A 22781-nucleotide genomic window follows, 5' to 3' on the forward strand; every position below is an offset into this window, starting at 1 on the left:
TGATTCTCCTAGAGAAAGATGCCTAAAGATTCAAATTTTGCCAAAATTAAGGTAAAAGCAGCTGTTGTGGAGGTGAAACGATGACGGATAGTAATGTGAGAATTGTTTCTTTAATTCCCGGTGGAACAGAGATTTTAGCGACACTAGGGTTGGTTGATGCTATTGTAGGGCGATCGCACGAATGCGACTACCCTCCAGAAATCCAAAATCGCCCCATTTGTACCCAAGCACGTTTAAATTCCAATGCCTCTAGCAGCCAAATTAACGATGAGGTGAACAATTTATTGCAATCTGCTCTCAGTATTTATGAAATCAAAACAGACGTTTTAGAGCAGTTGCAGCCTACCCACATTCTCACTCAAGACCAGTGCGATGTTTGTGCTGTCAGCTTACAGGAAGTTGAAAAAGCAGTTGCCACACTCATTAACAGTAAACCTCAGATTATTTCTTTACAACCCAATAGTCTCCAGGATGTTTGGGCTGACATTGAGCGAGTCGGCAACATCTTTGGCGTAGACTCGGTAAAAATATTAGAAAACTTAGAAGCTCGCGTCAAAATTTGTCAGCAAAGAATCCAAGGACTCTCTTTAAATGAAGTGCCTACTGTCGCCTGTATCGAGTGGACTGATCCTTTGATGATTGCCGCCAATTGGATTCCAGAATTAGTTAACTTAGCAGGAGGACACTCTCTATTTTGTGGCAAAGGTCAGCCTTCTTCGACCTTGCCGTGGGAAACACTTTTAACAACTAATCCAGATGTCATTGTTTTTATGCTTTGTGGCTTTGATTTAAATCGGACTCGCCAAGAAGCAAATTTGTTAACTCAACGTTCAGACTGGGAAAAACTACACGCTACCCAATCGGGTAGGGTTTACATCACTGATGGCAATTCTTACTTCAATCGTCCAGGACCGCGACTGGTAGATTCTCTAGAAATTTTAGCAGAAATTTTGCATCCAGAAATTTTTGAATACGGCTACAAAGGAACCGGTTGGGAACCTTTGTAATGTCTGGTTACGGTATTTGTTCAGAATCTGCCGATGGTTCATTGTTAAATAACAACAAACGTGCAGCAAGGATGGCAAATCCCACAGATGCGATCGCTTTTAATAAGCGTGTAGGTAGTAATTGTGCTACTGCACCCCCTGCTAATGATCCCAACAGGCTTGTTAACAGCAATGCGCCTGCTGCACCAAAAAATACTGCACGCCTAGAATTAGAACGCCCTGAAAGTGCGATCGCTGCTAGCTGACTTTTGTCACCCAATTCTGATAAAAAAACTGTAATAAAGCTCAGTCCTAAGAGATGCCAATCCATATTGATAAAGGGGGATGAGGGGGATGAGGGAGATTAGGAAGATGAGGGAGAATAACTACTAACTCCTAACTCCTGTACAGACGCGATTAATCGCGTCTCTGCAAACTCCTAACTCCTAACTAACCTTGGAATATATCCCAAAACAGCATTAGGGAAATTACCAACAACATCACGCCGGCTGATTTTTCTACAGTTTTCTGGCTGAGTCGTCCGGCTATCCAACTACCTAAAAGTACACCTAATAAGCTGGTAGTTATCAGCGCAGCCGCAGACCCGATAAATACTACCCACGGGGAATGAGATTCTGCACTCATTAATAGCGTGGATAGTTGAGTCTTATCTCCAATTTCTGCTAGAAAAATGGTTACAAAAGTTGTACCAAAAACTACTAGCGCTGATTGCTGCTTTTGAGGACTATCCGCAACTACAGGCCCAACTGGCAGGGCGATCGCAGGAATTAAGTTAAAATCAGTGCTGTCTTTCGGTTCTAGCTCGATCTCAGTCTGAGATATGCCAGAAATACCCAAAGGAGCAGAGTCAAGTTTCACAAGCGGTAGTTTTGTTGCTAGGTTGTTTTCATATTTCTATCATATTCTCAGATTCTTGTAATAAATTGCAACCCCACAGGCTAAAATCAGTAGTCGGAGTGTCAAAGGCCAATAGCTTTGTCAAAGCGTAATATTTCTAAACTGCGATCGCCATATACTCCTTCTATTTGCTGGCGACAGCAGTCAATAGCAAAATCGTTAACTTCTTCTGGTTCAATCCCATACATATCTTGAAACACTTCTGATTCCACGCGGCAGAAGCGAGGACGATTTGAATAGATGCGACATTCTCGTGTGGTATGGTCGAAATTAATGCACCATCCGCCTTCGCCTACCATGCTGAGGTAGAGTTCTAGTTCTGATGGTGAGAGATACTCTTCCAAATCTGGACGATCTGCTGGATCAAGATTACAGCAGGCTCCACATTGTTTTACACATTGCCAAGTTGACATTTTGGATTAGGGAGATGAGGGAGAAATAACCAATGCCCAATCCCCCTATTGTACGTTTTTATATCTTTTCTTATAATTTTGTTAAGTAAATTAAATCTAACCGTCCATAGCCAGATATGATCGATTACAGGTTTTGTAATTAAGTTATTAAATTTTTTAATACAATTGGAAGGAGAAAAGGAAAAATGTTTGACGGTTTGGTTAACGCTTTTACCAGTATCAATTGGGAAGTTATTTTCCAATTGCTGTCCGTGGCGCTAATTGTGATTGCTGGTCCTGCGGTAATCTTTGTGCTGGCATTTCGCAACGGCAACCTTTAACAGTGCTGAGTGCTGATTGAGAGTTAGGAGTGAGGAGCGATGCCCTGAGCCTGCCGAAGGGTTAGGAGTGAAGAATTAAATTTTATTCTCGACTCATAACTCATAACTCATAAATCAGCACTCGCAGTGTCACAGTCACAAGTGATAAGTTAATTAAAAACTCTAAACTCCTAACTCCTAACTCTTAACTGATAACGCTTGAAGGGCAGCTTGGATAATATTGTCATACTGTGGTTGAGAGATATCAATTTCTTTGGCGTTTTGACGATTAGTTCCCAGCAAACCAATTATATGTCCTGGCTGCATCGCTAAGACTTTGCCTTCAGGATTTTTAATTCTTAATTCTGCTTCAATACCGTTTTTATAGAAACCACAAGTATAATGTCGCTGGTTGTACTCAAAGGTGGTGCTTGACGGGGTAGGTGGCGAAGCAAAAAATTGTTGAAGCTGAATTGGCAGTCTGACACCGATTAACTCTAGCTCAATGGTGGTGTTACCGTTAAAGTAATTTTCTCGCAGTTTGTAAGCAACATCCACTAGCGATGGTAGCTGGAAATAGTCGCTCCAACGCCAAGCGATCGCTTTGATTTTATATTGCAGATTATCGACAGTTTGGGCAATTGTCAATTTAATGTGACCCTTGCCAACAATTTTTTGCTCAACCACTTGGACATTAGGTGTCCAGAAAATTGGATCGGGGTTGTCCATACCGCAGGGGTGCAGAGCATTAAGTTGTTGGTAAAGCTGCTGATTGATTTGATTGAGGTTGACTTCGGCATCAATTTTGAGCAGAGGCTTGAGATGCTGGGGTTCAAGACACTGGTTAGCAAACTCAATCAAACGCGATCGCAACACCTGTAAATTCTCTGCTGGTAAAGAGAAACCCCCAGCTGCTTTGTGTCCGCCAAATTTCCCTAGTAAATCGTGACAATATTCCAAAGCTTCAAACACATCAAATTCTGGAATTCCTCGTGCAGAACCGCGTATATGTTCCTCATTCTCATAAGTACCGATGAACACGGGAACGCCGTAACGTTCCACCAAGCGGGAGGCGACAATCCCAATAACGCCGTGGTGCCAATTGGGTTGAACAACAACTAATACACGGTCTTGCTGTAGAGATGTAACAAATTGTGTCTCTACATAAGCGATCGCTTCTTGTTCAATTTGCTCACACATTAGCTGGCGATTAGCATTTGTTTGTTCGCACTGCTTGGCGAGTTCCAGCGCCACCCCCATATCATCTGTAGTCAGCAATTCAATCACAGTTTGAGGGTTCCCAATCCGACCAATAGCATTAATTCGCGGCCCCAAGCGAAAACCGATATCTTCAGGCTTGAGCGATTTTGGATTTTGGCTACGCTCAGTCGAACGATTTTGGACTTCGGCTACGCTCAGTCGAACGATTTTGGATTTTGGATTTTGAAGTTTCTCTTCATCTCCTCCTGCTCTCTCATTTTCCCTCACCTGCACACCACCTACCTGAATTAATGCTCGCACTCCAGCCAAGTTGGATTTGGGTAAATGCTGTAAACCACGTTTCACCCAACGGCGATTTACGCCAGTTAAGGGAGCTAAATCTGCGATCGTTCCCAGTGTAAATAGTGCCAGCATCGGCTGAATTAAGCCCTTAGTCTCGCCTAACTGTTGTGCTAGAGACACTGCCAAAATGTAGGCGACACCAACACCAGCAACACCCCGATAAGGTGAGGATTCTGCTATTAGTTTAGGGTTGAGGATAGCGTTAGCTGGCGGTAACTTTTGGGGAAGATCGTGGTGATCGGTGATAATAACTGCAAGACCAAGTTCTCTAGCTCTCGCAACTGGTTCAAACGCAGAGATACCATTATCTACAGTGAGAATTAGCCCCACACCTTCGCTATGAAATTCTTCAACTATGCGTTTATTAATACCGTAGCCTTCGTGCATCCGACTGGGAATAGCATAATTTACTTGTGCGCCTAAAGTGCGGAGACTACGTAAAAGTAGAGCAGTGCTGGTCATACCATCAGCATCGTAGTCACCACAAATAGCAATTTTTGTTTGAGAAGCGATCGCATTTTGCAACAGCTCCAAACTAATCGCCAAATCTGGGAAATCTTCTAACGGCGAAGGCAAAACTAAAGACTCTGGATTTAAAAAGGCTTGTATCTGTTCTGGTGTTTCCATACCCCGATTAATCAACAACTGGCTGATAATCGGGGAAATATTTGTCAAAACCGCTAAATTTTGGGCAAATTCTGGTTTTTGCGGATAAATTTGCCAGCGCTGATTAGGTAAGCGCCTGCGAGGTTTTGCGAGTTCAGATACAGATCGGTCTAGCACAGTATAAATTTAGGAGTTTTTAGTTATGAGTGTTGAATTGAAAGTTGTTTCTTAACTCATAACTAATAACATTATTTGCTATCTAAAACACGTTTATCCTACCATCATCCATAATATATAACGAGCGATCGCCCGAAGAACGCAAAGTCGGACGGAGTTCAAGCCGCAATGTGCCAAAGTTAGTTTTCGAGACAATTGCTTGTAGTGATAAACCAGTTTCACTCCAAAATATCAGAGATGTATTTGGCTCCCTACCCTCTATTTGTTCTAGATTTAATTTCTGCCCTGGACTCAAGGATATTGCATCAGTCCCAGAGGGTTTTTGGATTTTAATCAGGTTGGGTGTACTATTTACGACTTCAACTCTGATGTGTTGCCCAGGTGTAAACTGAATTGGGTGCGAACCACACTTAGAAGCACAAGTTCGAGCTAAGGTAGCACCGGGATTATTGATTGATGCAACTAGAATCGTAGCTGCAACTAAAGCAAATGACAGAGGTTAAACATAATACACAATATAAGTACTAAGATAAAATATTACTTCAATTTCGGACTATTAAGCCTCAGCATATTTTCCAGAATTAAGCTAATGCAAAGCAACATCAGCTCATCATTCTTCGATAAACGATTTAATCGTGATTTAGCCAGTCGTCGAGTTGTTGTTGAGTCACTACTGAGTGCGATCGCTTCGTCTATGCTAGTGGGACTGATGTAAGCCATAATCAAGACAGAATTAGGAATCAGGAACACAGAAGTGAATCATGCACATCCTATCCCTTCATTATCCCGATGACTTACTTATTACCTCCGGTAAATCACCCCAAGCGTTAGAAGCAGAACTCACATTTTTGCTCGCAGTCAAACTATTTGAGCTACGCCGACTATCGCTTGGTAAAGCCGCCGCCTTTTGCAGCATGAACAAACCACAGTTCATGTACGAACTAGGACGTTTGCAAATCCCTGTTATCAACTTAGATGATGACCAAATCGCCGACGAATTGCGCGATGATTAACTCTGTCATCGTTGCCGATAGCAGCCCCCTCATTTCCTTGGCAATTATCGCGCAACTGGAACTTTTACCCCAACTTTATCAGCGAATATTACTTCCCACAGCCGTATGGGATGAAGTAACAATCCAAGGTGTAGGTTTACCTGGCGCACAAGCCGTCAGTCAGTTAACTTGGTTGGAAATTCAAGCCCCTGAAGCCCTGATATTAGAACCATTATCAATCCTAGTTGATCGTGGAGAAGCTGAAGCTATTGCCTTGGCTCAGTCCACTCTAGATAGTACGGTACTTTTGGATGATGCTCAAGCACGAAGGGTTGCAGAACGCTTAGGAATTCGCAGGATAGGTACTCTTGGCATTTTGCGTAAGGCGAAAAAAGCAGGCTTGATTGTTGAGCTTAAAGTGTATATTGAGCAGTTACGCACCAATGGAATTTATATCCGACCTAGCCTCATTGATGCAGTGCTACGGGATGTCGGAGAAATAGACTAATCGCGGGTTCAGATAAAACTCAAACAAAATTTTTTGAGTGTTATGCAGCATAGGGTGACTCTCCTACGCATTATAGATTGAGTCTGTAGTGCGATCGCTATTTTAGTGAGTCTGGTATCACAAAACAAAACCCTGTACAAAGTTTTACCATATTGTACAAGGTTGTCTATTATCCTAAATACTTAGGACAAGCTCTTTAACCGAAACGTCCACTGATATAATCCTTAGCTTCTTTAGTTTGAGGAGAACTGAACATTTGCTCTGTAGGATTAAACTCAACTAATTTTCCGCGACGTTTGCCATGCTCGTCAATTTCTGTATTGAAGAAAGCCGTAAAATCTGCGACTCTAGAAGCTTGCTGCATATTGTGAGTTACCATAATGATGGTGTATTGCTCCTTGAGTTCTAAGCAGAGTTCTTCTACTTGACGGCTAGAAATTGGGTCGAGAGCAGAACATGGTTCATCCATCAATAATACATCTGGCTTCATAGCGATCGCACGCGCAATGCAAAGCCGTTGCTGTTGTCCGCCAGATAATGCAGTACCCTTCTCTTTGAGTTTGTCTTTGACTTCATCCCAGATAGCAGCGCGTCTGAGAGAATCTTCCACCAATTCATCAATGTTACCTTTGTAACCGTTAGCACGCGGGCCAAAGGAAATATTTTCGTATATTGACTTAGGGAAAGGATTCGGTCTTTGAAAAACCATTCCCACTTGTCGCCGTAATTTTACAGAATTTATCTTAGGATCGTAAATATTGCGATCGCGGTAATTCAATCTACCCTCAACCTTAGCTCCAGGAATTAAATCATTCATCCGGTTGAAGCAACGTAATAAGGTACTTTTACCACATCCTGAAGGGCCAATAAAAGCAATAATTTGTTTATCAGGAATCTTCAGGTAGACATCTAAAAGTGCCAAAAATCCCCCATAGTAGACCTTCACACCTTCAACATTGAAGACACCATTATCTTGGCCGATTGTGGCACTATCTAATTGACTTTTACTATTGCTATAAGTCATTTTCCGTATCTCCTAATCTCTGTGAATATATCCAATTAGATATTTAATTACCTAACTTATTGAGAAGCGTTGGCGAATATAAATTGCTACACCATTTAAAACTAAAATCAAAAGTAACAACGCAATAATTGTCGCTGCTGCTGCACTAGCAAAACCCGGTTCAGGACGAGTTATATAACTGTAAATTTGAATGGGTAATGCCATAAACCTCTGAAACAAACCAGGGTTAAAGGTGAGAAAACCCACAGCACCTACAACAATCAGAGAGGCTGCATCACCTATAGCGCGGGATACAGAGATAATCACCCCCGTCAAAATACCGGGAACAGCATAGGGTATGACATGATTGCTGATAGTTCGCCATTTTGTGACACCTAATCCGTAAGAAGCATTTCTCAGGGAATCTGGGACAGAGCGAATTGCTTCTCTAGATGTCACAATAATTACTGGCAAAGACAACAAAGATAAAGTCAACGCTCCAGAAATCAAAGCGGGGCCAAACCCAAGCAAATAATTGAAAACCCCTAAACCCAGCAATCCATAGACAATAGAAGGCACACCCGCTAGATTACTGATATTAATCTCAATAATCGCTGTCCACCAAGCTTTAGGTGCATACTCTTCTAGATATAAAGCTGCTCCGACACCAATGGGGACAGTGACGAAAATTACAACAGCTCCCAAAAGAATGCTGCTAATAATCGCAGGACGAATACCACCTTGGTCAGGAAAACGAGAAGGAGTTTCCGTGAGAAAGCCGGGTGACAAAAATCTGCCTAATCCGTCTCGAAAAATATCAAAAAGTAGCAATGCTAGGATAAATAAACCAATCAGCAATCCTAACAAAAAAAGTACTTCAAATACTTTCCCTAATGTCTCCCTACTCTCAACATTATCGGTAAATTCTGCTGCAGAATCTAGAGAATCATCTTGTTGATAACTTGTAGCCATATCTATTTAGTCGTATTTTTCTTTAAAGCGATTAGCAATCCAGTAACTAACAATATTCAAAGCAAGGGTAAGTAGAAACAGAACAGCGCCTACAGCATATAATGTTTTGAAATTCAGACTACCACGCGGACTATCTCCACCAGAAATTTGTGCCATGTAGGCTGTCATTGTTTCTACTGATTCCGCAAAATTAACAGTTAGTCTTGGTTGTTGTCCGGCGGCAATGAGGACTGTCATTGTTTCACCCACAGCGCGAGAAATACCCAATATAATTGAAGCGATGATTCCAGAAAGCGCGGCTGGTAGAACTACTTTAAAAATGGTTTCCAGTTTAGTGATACCTAAAGCATAAGATCCTTCTCGCAAAGAACGCGGAACTGCTCGAATAGCATCTAAGCTGATAGAACCAACAGTAGGAGTAATCATTACCCCCATCATTAACCCTGCACTCAGAGCGTTGAATATTTCCAGAGGGATAAAATTCCGCAGCAATGGTGTCAGGAACAACAGCGCAAAGTAACCATATACTACTGTAGGTATTCCCGCTAAAAGTTCCACTGCTGGACGTAAAATTGCTGCTACTTTGGGTTGGGCATACTCACTTAAATAAATCGCAGAAGATAAACCTAGAGGAATAGCAACTGCCATTGCAATAGCTGTAGTCAAGAAAGTGCCATTAATCAATGGCCAAACACCAAAATGTCTATTGGCAAATAACGGTGTCCATTTAGTATCAAGAAAGAATTGGGCAAAGGAAACTTCTTGGAAAAAACCGAATGTCTCCTGAAAGATAATTACGACAATACCAAAGGTAGTCAAAACCGAGACTAAAGCACAAGCAAATAAAATCGCCGCAACAATCTTCTCTGAGATATCTTCAGAGGCATTTTTCTCTAGTGACTGTCTGGATAATAGATAAGGATCGTCTTGAAAATTGGTATTTTGCATAAACAGTTAAGTTTTAACTACACTCAGACTACAATGACTGAGACTTTATTTAAATAAAGTTTGTGATTGGTTCACCTGGTTTTGCTTTTTTGAATTTTGTCCCAGTTTCACCAGTAGCAAATTTTTGTTTGACTTTGAGGTAAGCTTCATCAGGTAATGCTACATAACCAACACTATCTACCCACTTCCAAGAATTTTCTAGATAAAAATCTACAAATTCTTTTACTGCTGGCTTAGTATCTAAGGATTTTTTACTAACATAGATGAAGAGAGGACGAGACAAAGGTGTATAGATATTTTTAATTACATTATCCACTGGAACTGGTTTTTCACACTTTCCTTTAAGACTTTCTACAGCAACTAGATTGAGTTTATCTTGATTTTGAATGTAGTAAGATATCCCTACATAAGCCAAAGCTGATACATCACCTGATACTCCTTGTACGAGAAGGTTTTGATTCTGAGTGGCAGTGTAGTCTGTACGGCCATTCTTGGCTTTACCAGTCACAGCTTGAGTCATATAATCGAATGTTCCCGTATCAGAAGATGGTGCATACAGCTTCAGCTTTTGGTTAGGAAACTTGGGATTAACTTGATTCCATGTCAAGATTTTGCCATCTGATTTGCCACCCCAAATGGTACCCAGTTCCTTAATAGTTAGACATTTGGCGAAGTTATTTTGACGGTTAGCAATCACAGCGATGCCATCTAAAGCTATAGGCAACTCGACAAATTCAATATTCTTGCTTTTACATTTTTTGATTTCTTCATCTCTAATGGTACGAGAAGCACCAGCTATATCAAGATCGCCATTACAAAATTTACTGAAACCACCACCAGTACCGCTTGAGGCAACGCTTACTTTCGCTTCAGGTTTGACTTTACCGTATTCTTCTGCAACTGCTAAAGAAATAGGAAAACCTACAGCTGCACCATCAATACTCACCTGACTTTTCTTTTCCTCATTACTGCTACAAGCAGTTATACTGCTGGCAATAATCATTAAAAACGTCAGAAAAATACTATTCTTAAATCTGCTACGAAAGCTCATAAATTATCAATTGAGATGAAGTTACTGTGAATTGCTTATGCTTGCCTATCTGCAACTAGAGAATCCTGCATTAGAAAAAAGATATCATGCTTTCTTGGCAGCTTGCACTTTGTCAAAAATTGCTCCATCTGCAAAAAACTTTTTCTGGATAATATCCCAGCCACCTAAATCTTGAGATGTGAATAAAGTTTCAATTGGGGGATGTTGTGATGCGACTTCTTGGGTAACAGTGGGGTTGACAGGACGATATTGTAATTTTGCAAATTCCCGTTGAGCTTCTGTGGAGTAAAGAAAATCAACAAATGCTTGTGCAACTTCTCTTGTACGGTGTTTATCAACGTTTTTATCGACTACTGCTACAGGATTATCAATAGAAATATTGACTTGGGGTATAATATAAGGCAACTTCGTGCCATTTTTACCGCTCAAAATTACCTCGTTTTCGTAGTTAATTAAGACATCTCCTTCACCTTTCTGGAAGAATAAATCGCTTGCTTCACGGGCATCTTTTGTCAGAATAGGGGTGTTTTTATAAACTTTGGTGACATAATCTAATGCCTTCGTATCATCACCGCCTGTCAGACTCACCGAACCCCAAAAAGCCAAGAATTCCCAGATAGCAATACCAGAAGTTTTTGGGTTAGCCGCAATCACTTTCACGCCATCTTTTGCCAAGTCTGCCCAAGTATTGATACCTTTGGGATTGCCTTCGCGCGTGACGATCGCAGCAACCGATCTACTCACAATACCACTTCTCGGTGATTTGATTTCCCAACCTGATTTAATTAAACCTGCTTGCTGAATTTTGTTGACATCCAGGGGAAGTGCCAAATGTACTATATCTGCTTCTTGCGAACCGGCAATGACAGCAGCCGTTTGAGCTACAGAACCTCCATAACTTTGCTCAAATGTCACATTTTGGTTGTGTTCTTGCTTCCACTTTTCCACAAATTTGGGAATTATCTGGTCATGAGCTGCTTTAGTGACAGAGAAAGAAACGAGTTTTAGCTTGACATCACCCTTGCTAGCTGAACTACTTCCAGAACAGGAGGCAACTGCTACACTCAAAAAAGTACCGATGAGAAACAGACTCACAAAGCTTTGCACACTGCGTCCATTCAACCAACTTCTAATTGTGTGTTGATACCAAAGCTGTATGGGCTGCAAAGCTTTCACTCCTTCAATTAGAAATTTACCCAATTGTGTTGGTTGTTGCGACTCGCTCATCAGAATTCACCCCTAAATCTACGGTATTTCTAGGCGAATACCGTAATTATAAGAATTATAAGGTATATAGAATAATATTTATCATCTGGCTGCAATTTTTTTATTGAGTGAGCAGTTGATTGTTGAAAGTAGCAAATAAATCTGAACTTATCAAGGCATTTGAAAAATACGGCTTGTTTCTACTGTGAAGCGAAAAAATTCGGTAATATCAATACATATATTTGCCAAAAAATATGTGATGAGTAATACCAAATAGTCAACTTAACGTTAAAAGGGCGATTAGAAACCCACGGAGGTGGGTTTCAAGCACTCAATTTTTCCTTAACTTCGTTTGTGTAGCGGCGAATTCTATTGCCCTGGCTCTAAGTTGATACTAATGAGCAATGCTATGCTTCTACCGTATATTGCATCTAAACGAGAACCGCTATAGATCCTATAGGCAATATTGCAACTATTAGTAGTCTGTCAAGTTAAAATTAGGGGGTAAGCAAGTTCGTAGTAAGGACTTTAGTGCTTAGAAAATAAGGACTAAAGTCCTTACTACAAACTCTATCATTAATAGCTTCAGAAAGTACTACTTTACGCTTAAGAAAGAAAATTTTCCATTAACGCCGTTTGCTTCCATCTTCAGTTGGGCAACGTAAAACTCTTTCTGAATGACATCACCTACTGGTGTAAAAGCAATTTCACCAAGAGGAGTTTGATACTTTCCTTTGAGTAACTCCTGATTTAATTGTGTACGCAACTGTGGCAGCGTCAATTTGTTAATTTTGCTTTTTTTATCCAAAGATTGTAGAGCTTCTACATATACTTGTAAGGCAGTAAAAGCTTGAGCTGTTATTTGGGGTGGTTCTCTACGATATTGTTCAACGTAGGCTTTACGAAATGCAGTGTTAATTTTGCTGGGATATACAGGACTGTAAGCTTGAGCAATAATCACGCCATCACAAAGCGCTCTGCACACAGAAAATATATGAGATGTGTTAAAACCATTGCCACCAATAATTATTCCTTTATAACCAAGTTCCCGTAGTTGTTTAACTAAATTACCTCCATCTACAGCAAACCCAGATATAATCACTAAGTCTGGTTTTAAATTAATCGCATCGCTAGCTTGAGCTTGAAAGTCGGTATCTGTTGTTTGAAACTTTTGTACTGTGACTAAATTCAATCCTAAATCTTTAACTGTCTTCTGAAAAATTTCTGTTTCCGACTTATTAAAAGCATCATTTTGAGCGTAAAATACAGCTACTCTTTTGATTTGAGAATTTTGCTTGAGTGCAGCTTTCACCGAATAAGGAGCAACGACAGCAACAGATGAAGAAACACGAGCAACATAATCACCTATTTCGGGAATGCCTTTAGCGGTATTTGATGCTGCAATAACTGGAACTTGATTACGTTCTGCTATGGGGTCAGCGCTAAAAGCTTGTTGTGACAGGGTAGGGCCAACAATGCCAATAACTTTATCTTGATTAATTAAAGTTTGAAAGGCATTAATGGCTCCAACTTCATCGCCACCAGTATCTTGATATATTAATTTAATTGGTCTACCATTGATACCACCTTGAGCATTAAAATACTTTTCGGCAATTTTGACTCCATCAGTTCCCTCTTGACCAAGTAATGCTACATTGCTTGTTTGGGCAAAAGCGATACCGATAGGAATAGCATCAGATGTACCTGTTGTTGCTGTTGGATTTTTTGCAGAATTTGCACCAGTACTGCCACTTTTGCTACAGGCTATTAGTAACATAGAGCAGATAAATAATAATGCGGTTTGATGAGCGATACCAACGGAGAGTCTAACAGCGATCGCACTTTTCATAGATGCATGAGTATTATGTTCATTATGATAATACTGGCTATGTAGGCAAAGCCCACTGTCGGCATCACATTTTGTAAAAGATAGTCAATAGCCTGTTGTCTAGCCCTGTAGACCTATAGCGGTGAGGCTGCTTGGAAAAAATTACTAATAATCTGATTACTTGTATCTTGATGAGACGTATATTTAATCAGCTTAGTAGCAATACAAGCCGATACAATAATAGTTAGTGTGAGACATTTGGGAGAAGAAGTTTTGGCGACTATTACCGATATCGGTACACTAATCACAAGAAACCCTAAACTGCGTCGGGGTCGTCCTATTATTGCGGGGACAGGTACATCAGTCCGTCGCATAGCCGCTTTATATAAACAAGGTGACAACGCAGAAGAAATTGCAGCTGATCTGGATCATCTAACCTTAGTACAGATTTATGCAGCACTAACCTACTATCACGCGAACCGAGAGGAAATTGAGGCTGATTTAGCATCAGAACAAGCAGAGTATGAACGGTTAGCAGCACTACACGCAAAGAAAGCTCAGATTCAATAATGAGCAATATTCGTTTGTATCTAGATGAGGATGCAAGGAGCCATAAGCTTTATTCAGCTTTACGCGCTCGTAGTGTAGATGTGATTACTGTTGCGGAAGGGGGAATGCTATCTCGGAGTGACGAAGAACAACTGAATTGGGCATTAGAGAATCAGCGAGTAATTTACAGGTTTAATCTTAAGAATTTTTATCAGTTGCATACAACTTTGTTGGAACGTGGAGAGTTTTATGCAGGAATTATTTTGGCACAGCAAGGTTACTCGGTAGGCGAACAAATGCGCCGCTTGCTAAAGTTAATTGCGGCTACACCAGCAGAGAATATGCAGAATCAAGTGGAATTTTTGAGTAGTTGGGGTGATTCGTAAGATTGTCCAAGTGCGATCGCACTTAGCCCTGAAAATTGCTGTAATACATTTAGTAGTGCTGAGTAGTAATCACGCTAATATCATTTCTTTTTCAAGATGCGCCTATAAAACTTAGGCAAAACTACAAAACTGTAGAGGCAATTCATGAATTGCCCCTACATGAATAAAGCGCAGTTTCACATACAATTGGTATAAGGTACAAAGGCACTAAGGGACTGACAAGAAATAAATTATCCATCTTGTGGGGTGGGTCGAAAAGCCCGCCCTGAATATAGGACGGGTGTTCGCGTAGCGGCACGTAGTGCGGACACCCATCACACTAGAAAATTTGGGATGTTTTTTTATTTGAAATTCCCTAAGAGAAACTTTGTGTTTAGTAGTGTCTAGAAACGAGATTTAAAATAAAACCCTTATTATCTCGTTACAATCAACATGTGCATTAGGCATTCAAGAGTTATCAGCCATGAAATTGATTTCCGAGCCACCGATTCCTGTAAAAATTCAAAAGATGAAGGAACGGGTGCGGTGGATGCATCCAAGTTTTGTGCAACGGGGAATTGACCAAACCAGGATGGTGATTGACGATCGCAGGGAAGATAGTCCAGAATTTTCCTTTATGGTTATCGGTGATTCTGGCACCAAATCCCATTCTCGATACCACCCCCAACGAAAAGTTGCTGAACTAATGCTGACTCACCGCGATGATTGCAGTTTTGTGTTGCACACAGGCGATGTAATTTATGTGGTAGGTTCTCAAGAGTATTACTCGACAAACTTTATTGAGCCTTACCGCGAATTTCTTGTTGGTGGCGACAACCCCAAAAGCATTTCCTACGATCGCATGGTGTTTAATCTCCCATTTTTGCCAGTCCTTGGTAATCATGATTACTACGATGTGCCGTTGATGTACCGTTTATTTACGGGAACAACATCGTCACTACGTCGCTTGTTGCGCTACAAAGATATCGAGATTGGCTGGCATGGATCGTATCAAGGTAATGCCTATGCGCGAGCGTTTTTGGACTATACCCAGGCGATCGCTTCCCCACAAGAGTTAGAACGTCATTTAGATCAACACTATACTGCTAAGACCGATACAGGGCGATGTTTGCGTTACCAACCTGGACATTTTACCCGCTTACCCAATCGTTATTACACCTTCCGTTACGGCGGGATTGATTTTTTCGCTTTAGATTCCAACACCTTTAATACACCATCACCTTTACCTGCAACTCAAGAAGGGGAAATTTACCGTCGCCAATTGCAAAAGCGTCGTCAGGAAATAGATCAAGAAGAATTGCAGATTTTGGGAATATGCAATGAACTCAACCCAGATAAACCCACTGAGGCGGAACAACTTGATGAGCTTAGTGCCAAATTAGACCAAATAAATGAGATCAAAATCGACATTGAAAAACAATTGGCATCTGAGAAAATGCCTGCGATCGATTTTGAACAACTTGAATGGTTGCGAAGCAGACTAATCGAATCTTGGAACACCTCCAAAGTGCGCGGACGTGTAATCTTTTTCCACCATCCACCCTACGTCACAGAAGCTACTAAGTGGGATCAGGCGCAAACTTTGGCAGTTCGCCACCGCTTGCGCTGGGTATTTGAACAAGTGGCAGAAACTCTTGGTTCTCTAATTAAAGAACGTCCCATAGTGGATTTGATTTTAAATGGTCACGCTCACTGTTTGGAGCATCTTTGCACAACTGATACCGGATTTGCTGACTCCCACATTAACTGCATTATCTCTGGTGGTAGTGGTCATCGTCCCCGCTATCAACGCCGAGGCGGGACTGAATTGATGGAGACTTTTACCGAAATTGCAGGTAAACCGATTCGGAAAGTTGCAGATTCAAAGCTTTTTGTCGGTCGTCATGACTACAATTTTCAGAATCGGCTGCCTTATTCATGTGTGCGGATTGATGTTCTGGATGGTAGCCCACCTAAGTTTATCATCAGACCACTGATTGCTGAACGGATTGAAGATGAGTGGTATAACCGCGAACTTGAACCATTTGTGATTTAAATAAAAACCTCAAAGATTGGTTATGCTACGCAAAACCTGTCCCTCTCCGTGAGTTCGGAGAGGGATGTCGGACAGGACAGGGTGAGGTTTTCCAAGGATTAATCATGCGATCGCACCCTAGAGAGCGGATATTAAAGTTTACTACCATCACCAAAGGTAAAAGCACTCTTCATGACTACCGGTCCTAGTGGATACCGATAGTCAGTGGATGTCTCCAGCGTCACAAACAATTCTGATATCCCCGCATTATAGAAATCAGCAGGCATCGCAAATTTTTCGACAATCTTACCCTGTGTATTGGCAGGAAGCTGTCCGCACGGGATTTTTTCGCCTTCAACAACTGCCCAAAGTCGGTAAACACTTCCAACAGGCGGAGGGGGAACATTTTGAATCGCAATCACACCTGTTTGCTGTTCCAGATTCAGCACAAAACTGCCGCTTGCTGCTTTTGCTACATTCACACCGCTTAAGGGAAACAGGCGGGTTGCTTTTTGTTGCAGCAGTGTCTTGAGATTATCAGCTATCTGCAATTCTGTACGCAAGTGGTAGTTCTCTATTCCCAAATACAAAATTAATAGTGCCGCGACACTGCCGATGATTTTGCGCCAGGAGAGACTATAGGGAAAAGCGCTGACCGGACGATGCTGGGACGCGAAGAAATTTTCAGTCTCTACGTCCTTTAAATTGCTGAGGATAGCTGCACGCAAATGCGGTGGTGGCTCAACAGCATTTAAACCATAAACCACTTCATCTAATACTTGCTGTAACTGCTCTACTTCCACTGCCAAGGATGGATTTTCTGCGAGCATCTGCTGAAACTCAAGAGCTTCATCAGGAGACAGTTCACCCACGACATAGCCTGCTGCTAACTGTTGTATATATTGAGAATTTTCTGGTGCAGTCATAGGTAACTAATCAATAGCATCAAGTAATATTTGTTTTAGCTTCAGCAGTCCTTGGCGTGTCCAAGTTTTCACTGTTCCTAATGGTACATCTAGTTGTTGAGCAATCTCCGACTGGCTAAGTCCAGCATCATAAGCCATCTCTATAATTTGACGTTGGTTGTCTGGCAGTTGGCTAAGGGCAGAGCGAACGGCTGCTTGGCGTTCTATTAACTCAGCTTGCTCAACCGGAGTTGGAGACAGGGTTTCGGCGGTGACTGTTTGCCCAAAGCGGTGCAAGAGATTGAGGGTGCGACTCCGAGAGCGGATTTTATCTATTGCCCTTGAGCGCGTCATCGTGATCAGATAACGCAGGAAATGACTGTGGTTGGGATTGACAGTCGGATTGCGCCACAAAGCCAGAAAAATCTCCTGTGTTAAATCCTCTGCTTCCTGCGGGTTTTGCAATACTTTCAGTGCAATTCCGTAGACAACCTGACCGTAACGGTCATAGAGAATACTTAACGCCCCTGGCTGTTTTGCTTTCAGGGCGTGGAGCAACTCTGTATCTGTCTGGTGCGGGGGAGGATGTGACTCCATGCTGGGGTGTGAATATACCTGCGTGGATATCAGGTTACACCATTTGGTTGGCGATCGCAAAGGTTTTACTTCTATTTATATAACGATTGACGGAGGCAATTGGATTTGAGATTTGAGAATTTGGATTTGAGATTGAGATTAAATCCAAATTCTCATCTCGTTCGTTATAGGAATAGAAGCGAACACTAACCCACACAATTATTGATTTCGGTAATGCTTGATTGTAGAGACACGATGCCGTTAACGGCGTGTGAGTCTCTCTCAAATATAACCCGCGCCCGCTATTTAATTGTGTCTCTACTAAAATAGCCTTTTTCACTTACACATCACCCAGATGAAAACAAGTTGGGTAGGTTTTCCCCTACCTGCTTTCATTGCTTTATCCCAACAACTCTATTCACGAGGTAAAACTATGCAACGTTACATTCTCCCAATTTTATCAGCTTTGTTAATATCTCCTGTACTAGCAACCACTGCTGAAGCACAAACCTCAATTACATATAATTCAGTCGTGGCAAACAGTGCCAAAGCCAGTCAAATTAATCCTTTCAATCTGGCTTTTATGGCTGAACGCGGCTACTTAAAAAATGTAGGTATCAAGAGTGGGAATGCTCTGTTGAACGCGCATCAGTCGGGAATGCTAACAGCTAAAGATATTCTTCAAAGTGCGGTGAAGGCAAAGCTACTACCAGAGCAAACTCTATCCGACCAAGGATATTTAAACGCACTAGAAGCACAACTACAAGCCTTAGAACAAGATTAGGAATTTGATCATGAGATTAGTCTTCCGCAAATATCACCGACTAATTGCACTTACAATCTGCTTACCACTAATTATCACCGCAGTTACAGGTATTGCCATGACAGTTGCGGATGAATGGTTGCATCAAGCCCAATTAGTCGGATTTCTTCTCAAAATTCATACGTTCCAATTTTTGAGACTGTCAGCAATTTTACCCCTATTCAACGGATTGGGATTGCTGAGTTTAATTGCTACCGGACTAAATATGACAGGATTATTTTCTCAACGGCGCAAGTCATAACAAGTAAAAACAGGACTTACGCAAAAGATAACGACAGTAGCGGTAATTCATGAATTACCGCTACGCAAGAATAAGGTTTTCGGTCACATATTGCGTAAGTCCTGAAAAAGTAAAAATGCAACAAATAGCCAATTTTTATCTGTTGTATTTGTGCGTTGTCTGGTGCAATTCCTTAATAACTTTCGGTTCTATCGATATATGAAATATATCTCTTACTTGCTTCAAGGACTTGCTTCTACAATTCTGGTAATTGTGTTCTCTTTATCATCCTGCACCCCCAACCGACAATCTGTAACACCTACACCCCAACCGCAGGAAATTACCGCCAATACCGCAAATCCTACCGTCAAAATTGTCAATTTCAAATACTTACCGTCAAATTTCAAGATAGGTGCTGGTGAAACCGTGCAGTTCGTCAACCAAGACGAGGAACCACATACCATTATCGCCAAAGATGGCTCTTTTGATTCTAAGGGACTGGATGGGGATCAAGTTTGGAAACACACCTTTACACAGCCAGGAACTTTCCCTTACTTGTGTTCTATTCATCCCTACATGCAAGGAACAATTACTGTTAACACAAGTAAAAAGTAAAAAGGCTCTGATAAAATACCTCTTGCTTTTTACTTAAAGCAAAGCAACTTTCACTTTAAATAGGACAACAAAATGAGACGTAGAAAGTTTATTGAACACGTTGGCTGGACTGGTCTTGGCATTCTGTGGGTAGTGGGGGAAAATGGTTTACTTGTATCCTGTTCGGTCAAAGATTCGCAAGGTAAGAAATTAGCAAATTCTGCACCTTTATCATTTGTGCAAATCAGCGACACACATCTAGGTTTCAATAAGGAAGCGAACCCCCACGTTACTGCAACTCTGCAACAAACCATCAACGCCATAAATTCACTATCCACACCACCAGCATTCATTGTTCATACTGGAGACATCACTCACCTTTCCAAACCGGAGGAATTTGACACGGCAAAACAATTTCTTTCCCAATTGAAAGCACCACTGTTTACCCTCCCTGGCGAACATGACACCATCGGAGACAGGGGGAAAGCTTATGGAGAAGCATTCAGCCAAAAGGATAAAAGAGAAGGTTTGCAAATATGGGACTATAATGGCGTGCATTTGATTTCCCTGACCAATGTGCTGGAATTTGGCGAAACTGGTCAAGGGAAACTCGGCCAAGCGCAACTAGATTTACTAGAAAAAGACCTCGCAGCGCAGAAACAAGACACGCCAATAGTTATTTTTAGTCACATTCCTTTGTATAATCTTTATCCTCAATGGGGTTGGGCAACCGCCGACTCAGGCAAAGTACTCTCGTTATTATCCCGCTTTTCTTCTGTTACCGTCCTCAGTGGTCACATTCATCAAGTAATTCAACATAGCGAAGGTAACATTCGATTTAGTACAGCGACATCTGTTTCTTATCCGTTACCTGCGCCAGGAAAAGCTGAAAAACCGGCTCCAGTCAAGTTACCAGAAAAGGATTTACTGGCTGTGTTGGGTTTCCGCACATTGGAATTTATACCTGGTAATGATGTCAAAATTGACCAGCATTCTCTGGTTTAGAGTCTCGATAGAAGTACCCAAATGTGTGGATGCAGCCATGAACGTTGGGGAGTGATACTCTTAGGGGAGACAAAGCGCAACTTTGGCTCTTTGGGGTTCTTCGGGTTTAATAAGTAATCAAGCAGACATAATATTACAGCGCTTTTCAACTAATTGAACTACACCACTCCCCATTCCCCCTTTCACTTGAAAATCAAATCTAACCGTTGCTGCGTTGCTTTGAGTGATTCTTGGCATGGCGAGGAGAGGAAAAAAATCGGGCATAATGTTGATTAAAATGATTGGTCATTTATCCTAATTCCCTCACAACAACTGCGCCACTCTGATGTCGTTTTGCACAATTATCTGAAGTTATGGTTTTTGCCAGCGAATATATCCTAATCTTGGATAGAGTTTTGATAATTTTAGATTATGGCAGGACATAGTAAATGGGCAAATATTAAGCGCCAAAAAGCTGTAGTAGATGCAAGGAAGGGAAAAACCTTTACTCAGTTATCTAGGGCGATTATCGTTGCGGCTAGAAGCGGCGTACCAGATGCGGCGCTGAATTTTCAACTTCGCACGGCAATTGACAAGGCAAAGGCAGCGAGTATCCCCAATGATAATATTGAACGAGCGATCGCTAAAGGTGCAGGTACTTTTGGCGGCGATAATGCTATCTTTGAAGCGATTCGCTACGAAGGTTATGGCCCTGGTGGTGTAGCGATTTTAATCGAAGCCCTCACAGATAATCGTAATCGCACTGCTGCTGACTTGCGTGTAGCTTTTAGTAAAAATGCTGGTAATCTTGGTGAAATAGGTTGCGTTAGCTGGATGTTTCACCAAAAAGGCGTTTGTGTAGTCAAGGGTGTAGTTGACGAAGAACAGCTTTTAGAAGCATCCCTCTCTGGCGATGCCGAGTCTTATGAGATGATTGAAGATGAAATGGCTGAGGTATTTACTGATCTGGCAAATTTAGAAACCCTTAGCCAGACACTCAAAGAACAAGGCATTAAAGTAATTGATGCCGAATGGCGCTGGATTCCCAGTAATAATGTAGAAGTTACTGATCTCGATCAGGCGCGATCGCTTTTCAAGTTAATTGATACTCTAGAAGGCTTGGATGATGTGCAAAATGTCACAGCTAACTTTGAAATATCAGAAGAATTGATCGCTCTGAGCATTTCTTAATCAAAATTAATCCAGCGATCATAGCCCTATGGAATAAGAATTAAATAAGATACAATTTATCTCCCTGGCTTACCTCACCCTCAATCCCTCTCCGATATATTGGAGAGGGAAGCTAGAGACAGGATGAAGTTTTGCATTTTATTTAATCCACGTTCCGATCAAGCTACTCAAGTTAATCGACACCTGATCATATCTAGATGATGTGCAAAATGTTACATCTAACTTGGAAATCGCAGATCATCTGAGCGCAACAAGTATTATCCAACAAGGTATTCACTTAAACTGTGGAGTGAAGTAATTTCAGTCTTTGCGATTACTTCAGCTTCACTTCCTACCCTATGGGTTCAACTATCTTAATATTTATTTAGATCCATATACTTAATTTTGGCTCTTTGCGGAAAAACTCCGTAAATTTTTCTCTGTAGACTAATAAATATTCAGGTGTATATAGATGCTAATTTGGGTAAAAATCTCCACAAAAACTTCATATAAATAACAAGATATCGACATAGGTCTTTGTCATATTTTAATTCAGAGATTCACTGAATAAATAGAATCAAGGAAATTACATGAACAAATTTGCTAAAGGTTTAGTACTAGCTCTAGCGATCGCTACCCCCATAGCACTTGCTGCACCAATCTTTCAAGCTACACCCGCTTCAGCTGCTGTTAGGCATCATAGACTTCATCACAGAGTAATACATCGCCATCACATTCGCAGACATCATCTATAATCTGCTGCTGTCAAACACAGCATATTTAATGATAAGTTATTCTTAGTAGTAATAGTTGGTAGTAACTCTGTAACAAAATTTATACTTTAGACATCTGCGAAAAAGAATGTAGAGACGTAGCAGTGCTACTTCTTTACAAGGGTTCTGGATAACCTTATATCTTGCACCAGGCGACTGGAAGTCGCGCGCCAGGTGCTTCAAGTCGGCGGAGCCGCGCAACGCACTGCCTTGGCTACACAGTCAAAACCCAGCGACCTGGGGTAAAAACTCTTGATTTCCTCTTAGTCCACGGAGGTGGACTTTGTTTGTATAGCCGCGATTTTTAATCGCTAGGG

Annotated in this window: 28 protein-coding genes; 14 read left to right on the forward strand and 14 right to left on the reverse strand. The window is 41.4% G+C overall.

Going from position 1 to position 22781, the window contains the following annotated elements; translation table 11 throughout:
• Nucleotides 1-80 precede the first annotated feature (80 nt).
• The gene (locus tag HWQ38_RS16655) at nucleotides 81-1007 is read left to right on the forward strand and encodes a cobalamin-binding protein (protein ID WP_292795304.1); all 927 of its coding nucleotides are present in this window, start codon (nucleotides 81-83) and stop codon (nucleotides 1005-1007) included.
• 7 nt (nucleotides 1008-1014) lie between these two features.
• On the opposite strand, the gene HWQ38_RS16660 is transcribed toward HWQ38_RS16655, so the two are convergent.
• The 3 genes from HWQ38_RS16660 to HWQ38_RS16670 all read right to left on the reverse strand — a co-directional run bounded on the left by HWQ38_RS16660 (nucleotide 1015) and on the right by HWQ38_RS16670 (nucleotide 2317).
• Nucleotides 1015-1317, reverse strand: a complete 303-nt coding sequence (locus HWQ38_RS16660; RefSeq protein ID WP_292795306.1) for a TMEM165/GDT1 family protein — start codon at nucleotides 1315-1317, stop codon at nucleotides 1015-1017.
• A gap of 119 nt (nucleotides 1318-1436) precedes the next feature.
• The gene (locus tag HWQ38_RS16665) at nucleotides 1437-1865 is read right to left on the reverse strand and encodes a TMEM165/GDT1 family protein (RefSeq protein WP_292795308.1); all 429 of its coding nucleotides are present in this window, start codon (nucleotides 1863-1865) and stop codon (nucleotides 1437-1439) included.
• 101 nt (nucleotides 1866-1966) lie between these two features.
• Nucleotides 1967-2317 carry a YkgJ family cysteine cluster protein gene (locus HWQ38_RS16670; protein WP_292795310.1) on the reverse strand — a complete coding sequence of 117 codons (351 nt, stop codon included), beginning with the start codon at nucleotides 2315-2317 and terminating at the stop codon, nucleotides 1967-1969.
• A gap of 185 nt (nucleotides 2318-2502) precedes the next feature.
• On the opposite strand from HWQ38_RS16670, the gene HWQ38_RS16675 reads away from it, so the two are divergent.
• On the forward strand, nucleotides 2503-2637 hold the full coding sequence (locus HWQ38_RS16675) for a photosystem II reaction center protein Ycf12 (RefSeq protein WP_292795312.1): 135 nt from the start codon (nucleotides 2503-2505) through the stop codon (nucleotides 2635-2637).
• 177 nt (nucleotides 2638-2814) lie between these two features.
• Here HWQ38_RS16675 and HWQ38_RS16680 read toward each other — a convergent pair whose 3' ends face one another.
• A complete protein-coding gene (locus HWQ38_RS16680) occupies nucleotides 2815-4962 on the reverse strand; it encodes a DHH family phosphoesterase (RefSeq protein WP_292795315.1) in 2148 nt (715 codons plus the stop codon).
• Between the two features lie 82 nt (nucleotides 4963-5044).
• Nucleotides 5045-5458: a hypothetical protein gene (locus tag HWQ38_RS16685; protein ID WP_292795382.1), complete on the reverse strand. Its 414-nt coding sequence runs from the start codon at nucleotides 5456-5458 to the stop codon at nucleotides 5045-5047.
• A 93-nt stretch (nucleotides 5459-5551) separates the two neighbouring features.
• Here HWQ38_RS16685 and HWQ38_RS16690 point away from each other — a divergent pair, with 93 nt between their 5' ends.
• From HWQ38_RS16690 to HWQ38_RS16700, 3 genes are read left to right on the forward strand one after another with little or no spacing between them, the layout of a single operon-like run.
• Nucleotides 5552-5677 (forward strand): hypothetical protein, encoded by a 126-nt coding sequence (locus HWQ38_RS16690; RefSeq protein ID WP_292795318.1) that lies wholly within the window; start codon nucleotides 5552-5554, stop codon nucleotides 5675-5677.
• Nucleotides 5678-5723: 46 nt separating this feature from the next.
• The gene (locus tag HWQ38_RS16695) at nucleotides 5724-5975 is read left to right on the forward strand and encodes a UPF0175 family protein (protein WP_073645131.1); all 252 of its coding nucleotides are present in this window, start codon (nucleotides 5724-5726) and stop codon (nucleotides 5973-5975) included.
• Nucleotides 5968-6462, forward strand: coding sequence for a DUF3368 domain-containing protein (locus HWQ38_RS16700; protein ID WP_292795325.1), 495 nt, complete (start codon nucleotides 5968-5970; stop codon nucleotides 6460-6462). Before HWQ38_RS16695 ends, HWQ38_RS16700 begins: the two co-directional genes overlap by 8 nt.
• A gap of 196 nt (nucleotides 6463-6658) precedes the next feature.
• On the opposite strand, the gene pstB is transcribed toward HWQ38_RS16700, so the two are convergent.
• From pstB to HWQ38_RS16730, 6 genes are all read right to left on the reverse strand, one after another.
• Nucleotides 6659-7486, reverse strand: a complete 828-nt coding sequence (pstB, locus tag HWQ38_RS16705) for a phosphate ABC transporter ATP-binding protein PstB (RefSeq protein WP_292795328.1) — start codon at nucleotides 7484-7486, stop codon at nucleotides 6659-6661.
• A 51-nt stretch (nucleotides 7487-7537) separates the two neighbouring features.
• Complete coding sequence (pstA, locus tag HWQ38_RS16710; protein ID WP_292795331.1) at nucleotides 7538-8437, reverse strand: phosphate ABC transporter permease PstA; 900 nt, start codon at nucleotides 8435-8437, stop codon at nucleotides 7538-7540.
• A gap of 6 nt (nucleotides 8438-8443) precedes the next feature.
• Nucleotides 8444-9385, reverse strand: coding sequence for a phosphate ABC transporter permease subunit PstC (gene pstC, locus HWQ38_RS16715; protein WP_292768598.1), 942 nt, complete (start codon nucleotides 9383-9385; stop codon nucleotides 8444-8446).
• A gap of 49 nt (nucleotides 9386-9434) precedes the next feature.
• Entirely contained in the window at nucleotides 9435-10436 is a 1002-nt protein-coding gene (locus tag HWQ38_RS16720; RefSeq protein WP_292795334.1) for a PstS family phosphate ABC transporter substrate-binding protein, read from the reverse strand.
• An 84-nt stretch (nucleotides 10437-10520) separates the two neighbouring features.
• Entirely contained in the window at nucleotides 10521-11663 is a 1143-nt protein-coding gene (locus tag HWQ38_RS16725) for a sulfate ABC transporter substrate-binding protein (RefSeq protein ID WP_292795336.1), read from the reverse strand.
• 574 nt (nucleotides 11664-12237) lie between these two features.
• Nucleotides 12238-13491, reverse strand: coding sequence for an ABC transporter substrate-binding protein (locus HWQ38_RS16730; RefSeq protein WP_292795339.1), 1254 nt, complete (start codon nucleotides 13489-13491; stop codon nucleotides 12238-12240).
• Between the two features lie 252 nt (nucleotides 13492-13743).
• Here HWQ38_RS16730 and HWQ38_RS16735 point away from each other — a divergent pair, with 252 nt between their 5' ends.
• The 3 genes from HWQ38_RS16735 to HWQ38_RS16745 all read left to right on the forward strand — a co-directional run bounded on the left by HWQ38_RS16735 (nucleotide 13744) and on the right by HWQ38_RS16745 (nucleotide 16440).
• Entirely contained in the window at nucleotides 13744-14040 is a 297-nt protein-coding gene (locus HWQ38_RS16735) for a DUF433 domain-containing protein (RefSeq protein WP_292795385.1), read from the forward strand.
• Nucleotides 14040-14405 carry a DUF5615 family PIN-like protein gene (locus tag HWQ38_RS16740; protein ID WP_292795342.1) on the forward strand — a complete coding sequence of 122 codons (366 nt, stop codon included), beginning with the start codon at nucleotides 14040-14042 and terminating at the stop codon, nucleotides 14403-14405. The genes HWQ38_RS16735 and HWQ38_RS16740 overlap by 1 nt, the downstream gene beginning before the upstream one ends.
• Nucleotides 14406-14868: 463 nt before the next feature.
• Nucleotides 14869-16440 carry a metallophosphoesterase gene (locus HWQ38_RS16745; protein WP_292795345.1) on the forward strand — a complete coding sequence of 524 codons (1572 nt, stop codon included), beginning with the start codon at nucleotides 14869-14871 and terminating at the stop codon, nucleotides 16438-16440.
• Nucleotides 16441-16571: 131 nt separating this feature from the next.
• On the opposite strand, the gene HWQ38_RS16750 is transcribed toward HWQ38_RS16745, so the two are convergent.
• Genes HWQ38_RS16750 through HWQ38_RS16760 form a run of 3 tightly spaced genes read right to left on the reverse strand, consistent with a single transcriptional unit; the run spans nucleotide 16572 to nucleotide 18240 of the window.
• Nucleotides 16572-17345, reverse strand: a complete 774-nt coding sequence (locus HWQ38_RS16750) for an anti-sigma factor (protein WP_292795348.1) — start codon at nucleotides 17343-17345, stop codon at nucleotides 16572-16574.
• A gap of 6 nt (nucleotides 17346-17351) precedes the next feature.
• Nucleotides 17352-17921: a sigma-70 family RNA polymerase sigma factor gene (locus tag HWQ38_RS16755; protein WP_292795351.1), complete on the reverse strand. Its 570-nt coding sequence runs from the start codon at nucleotides 17919-17921 to the stop codon at nucleotides 17352-17354.
• Between the two features lie 34 nt (nucleotides 17922-17955).
• Nucleotides 17956-18240, reverse strand: coding sequence for a hypothetical protein (locus HWQ38_RS16760; RefSeq protein ID WP_292795354.1), 285 nt, complete (start codon nucleotides 18238-18240; stop codon nucleotides 17956-17958).
• Nucleotides 18241-18255: 15 nt separating this feature from the next.
• Here HWQ38_RS16760 and HWQ38_RS16765 point away from each other — a divergent pair, with 15 nt between their 5' ends.
• The 6 genes from HWQ38_RS16765 to HWQ38_RS16790 all read left to right on the forward strand — a co-directional run bounded on the left by HWQ38_RS16765 (nucleotide 18256) and on the right by HWQ38_RS16790 (nucleotide 22446).
• Nucleotides 18256-18684, forward strand: a complete 429-nt coding sequence (locus HWQ38_RS16765; protein ID WP_292795356.1) for a hypothetical protein — start codon at nucleotides 18256-18258, stop codon at nucleotides 18682-18684.
• Between the two features lie 10 nt (nucleotides 18685-18694).
• Complete coding sequence (locus HWQ38_RS16770; RefSeq protein ID WP_292795358.1) at nucleotides 18695-18964, forward strand: peptidase; 270 nt, start codon at nucleotides 18695-18697, stop codon at nucleotides 18962-18964.
• Nucleotides 18965-19162: 198 nt separating this feature from the next.
• A complete protein-coding gene (locus HWQ38_RS16775) occupies nucleotides 19163-19558 on the forward strand; it encodes a cupredoxin family copper-binding protein (RefSeq protein WP_292795360.1) in 396 nt (131 codons plus the stop codon).
• Nucleotides 19559-19630: 72 nt separating this feature from the next.
• Entirely contained in the window at nucleotides 19631-20542 is a 912-nt protein-coding gene (locus HWQ38_RS16780; protein ID WP_292795362.1) for a metallophosphoesterase, read from the forward strand.
• Between the two features lie 411 nt (nucleotides 20543-20953).
• Nucleotides 20954-21712 (forward strand): YebC/PmpR family DNA-binding transcriptional regulator, encoded by a 759-nt coding sequence (locus tag HWQ38_RS16785; protein ID WP_292795364.1) that lies wholly within the window; start codon nucleotides 20954-20956, stop codon nucleotides 21710-21712.
• Between the two features lie 569 nt (nucleotides 21713-22281).
• The gene (locus HWQ38_RS16790; protein ID WP_292795367.1) at nucleotides 22282-22446 is read left to right on the forward strand and encodes a hypothetical protein; all 165 of its coding nucleotides are present in this window, start codon (nucleotides 22282-22284) and stop codon (nucleotides 22444-22446) included.
• Nucleotides 22447-22781 lie beyond the last annotated feature (335 nt).

Source organism: Nostoc sp. NMS7 (genome assembly GCF_017115085.1).
Taxonomy (GTDB): Bacteria; Cyanobacteriota; Cyanobacteriia; order Cyanobacteriales; family Nostocaceae; genus Nostoc.

Excerpts from the sequence above, each read along its gene's own strand:
- HWQ38_RS16655 (WP_292795304.1), top strand. The coding sequence starts at position 81 with ATGACGGATAGTAATGTGAGAATTGTTTCTTTAATTCCCGGTGGAACA.
- HWQ38_RS16660 (WP_292795306.1), bottom strand. The coding sequence starts at position 1,317 with ATGGATTGGCATCTCTTAGGACTGAGCTTTATTACAGTTTTTTTATCA.
- HWQ38_RS16670 (WP_292795310.1), bottom strand. The coding sequence starts at position 2,317 with ATGTCAACTTGGCAATGTGTAAAACAATGTGGAGCCTGCTGTAATCTT.
- HWQ38_RS16675 (WP_292795312.1), top strand. The coding sequence starts at position 2,503 with ATGTTTGACGGTTTGGTTAACGCTTTTACCAGTATCAATTGGGAAGTT.
- HWQ38_RS16690 (WP_292795318.1), top strand. The coding sequence starts at position 5,552 with ATGCAAAGCAACATCAGCTCATCATTCTTCGATAAACGATTTAATCGT.
- HWQ38_RS16695 (WP_073645131.1), top strand. The coding sequence starts at position 5,724 with ATGCACATCCTATCCCTTCATTATCCCGATGACTTACTTATTACCTCC.
- HWQ38_RS16700 (WP_292795325.1), top strand. The coding sequence starts at position 5,968 with ATGATTAACTCTGTCATCGTTGCCGATAGCAGCCCCCTCATTTCCTTG.
- pstB (WP_292795328.1), bottom strand. The coding sequence starts at position 7,486 with ATGACTTATAGCAATAGTAAAAGTCAATTAGATAGTGCCACAATCGGC.
- pstA (WP_292795331.1), bottom strand. The coding sequence starts at position 8,437 with ATGGCTACAAGTTATCAACAAGATGATTCTCTAGATTCTGCAGCAGAA.
- pstC (WP_292768598.1), bottom strand. The coding sequence starts at position 9,385 with ATGCAAAATACCAATTTTCAAGACGATCCTTATCTATTATCCAGACAG.
- HWQ38_RS16720 (WP_292795334.1), bottom strand. The coding sequence starts at position 10,436 with ATGAGCTTTCGTAGCAGATTTAAGAATAGTATTTTTCTGACGTTTTTA.
- HWQ38_RS16725 (WP_292795336.1), bottom strand. The coding sequence starts at position 11,663 with ATGAGCGAGTCGCAACAACCAACACAATTGGGTAAATTTCTAATTGAA.
- HWQ38_RS16730 (WP_292795339.1), bottom strand. The coding sequence starts at position 13,491 with ATGAAAAGTGCGATCGCTGTTAGACTCTCCGTTGGTATCGCTCATCAA.
- HWQ38_RS16740 (WP_292795342.1), top strand. The coding sequence starts at position 14,040 with ATGAGCAATATTCGTTTGTATCTAGATGAGGATGCAAGGAGCCATAAG.
- HWQ38_RS16745 (WP_292795345.1), top strand. The coding sequence starts at position 14,869 with ATGAAATTGATTTCCGAGCCACCGATTCCTGTAAAAATTCAAAAGATG.
- HWQ38_RS16750 (WP_292795348.1), bottom strand. The coding sequence starts at position 17,345 with ATGACTGCACCAGAAAATTCTCAATATATACAACAGTTAGCAGCAGGC.
- HWQ38_RS16755 (WP_292795351.1), bottom strand. The coding sequence starts at position 17,921 with ATGGAGTCACATCCTCCCCCGCACCAGACAGATACAGAGTTGCTCCAC.
- HWQ38_RS16765 (WP_292795356.1), top strand. The coding sequence starts at position 18,256 with ATGAAAACAAGTTGGGTAGGTTTTCCCCTACCTGCTTTCATTGCTTTA.
- HWQ38_RS16770 (WP_292795358.1), top strand. The coding sequence starts at position 18,695 with ATGAGATTAGTCTTCCGCAAATATCACCGACTAATTGCACTTACAATC.
- HWQ38_RS16775 (WP_292795360.1), top strand. The coding sequence starts at position 19,163 with ATGAAATATATCTCTTACTTGCTTCAAGGACTTGCTTCTACAATTCTG.
- HWQ38_RS16780 (WP_292795362.1), top strand. The coding sequence starts at position 19,631 with ATGAGACGTAGAAAGTTTATTGAACACGTTGGCTGGACTGGTCTTGGC.
- HWQ38_RS16785 (WP_292795364.1), top strand. The coding sequence starts at position 20,954 with ATGGCAGGACATAGTAAATGGGCAAATATTAAGCGCCAAAAAGCTGTA.
- HWQ38_RS16790 (WP_292795367.1), top strand. The coding sequence starts at position 22,282 with ATGAACAAATTTGCTAAAGGTTTAGTACTAGCTCTAGCGATCGCTACC.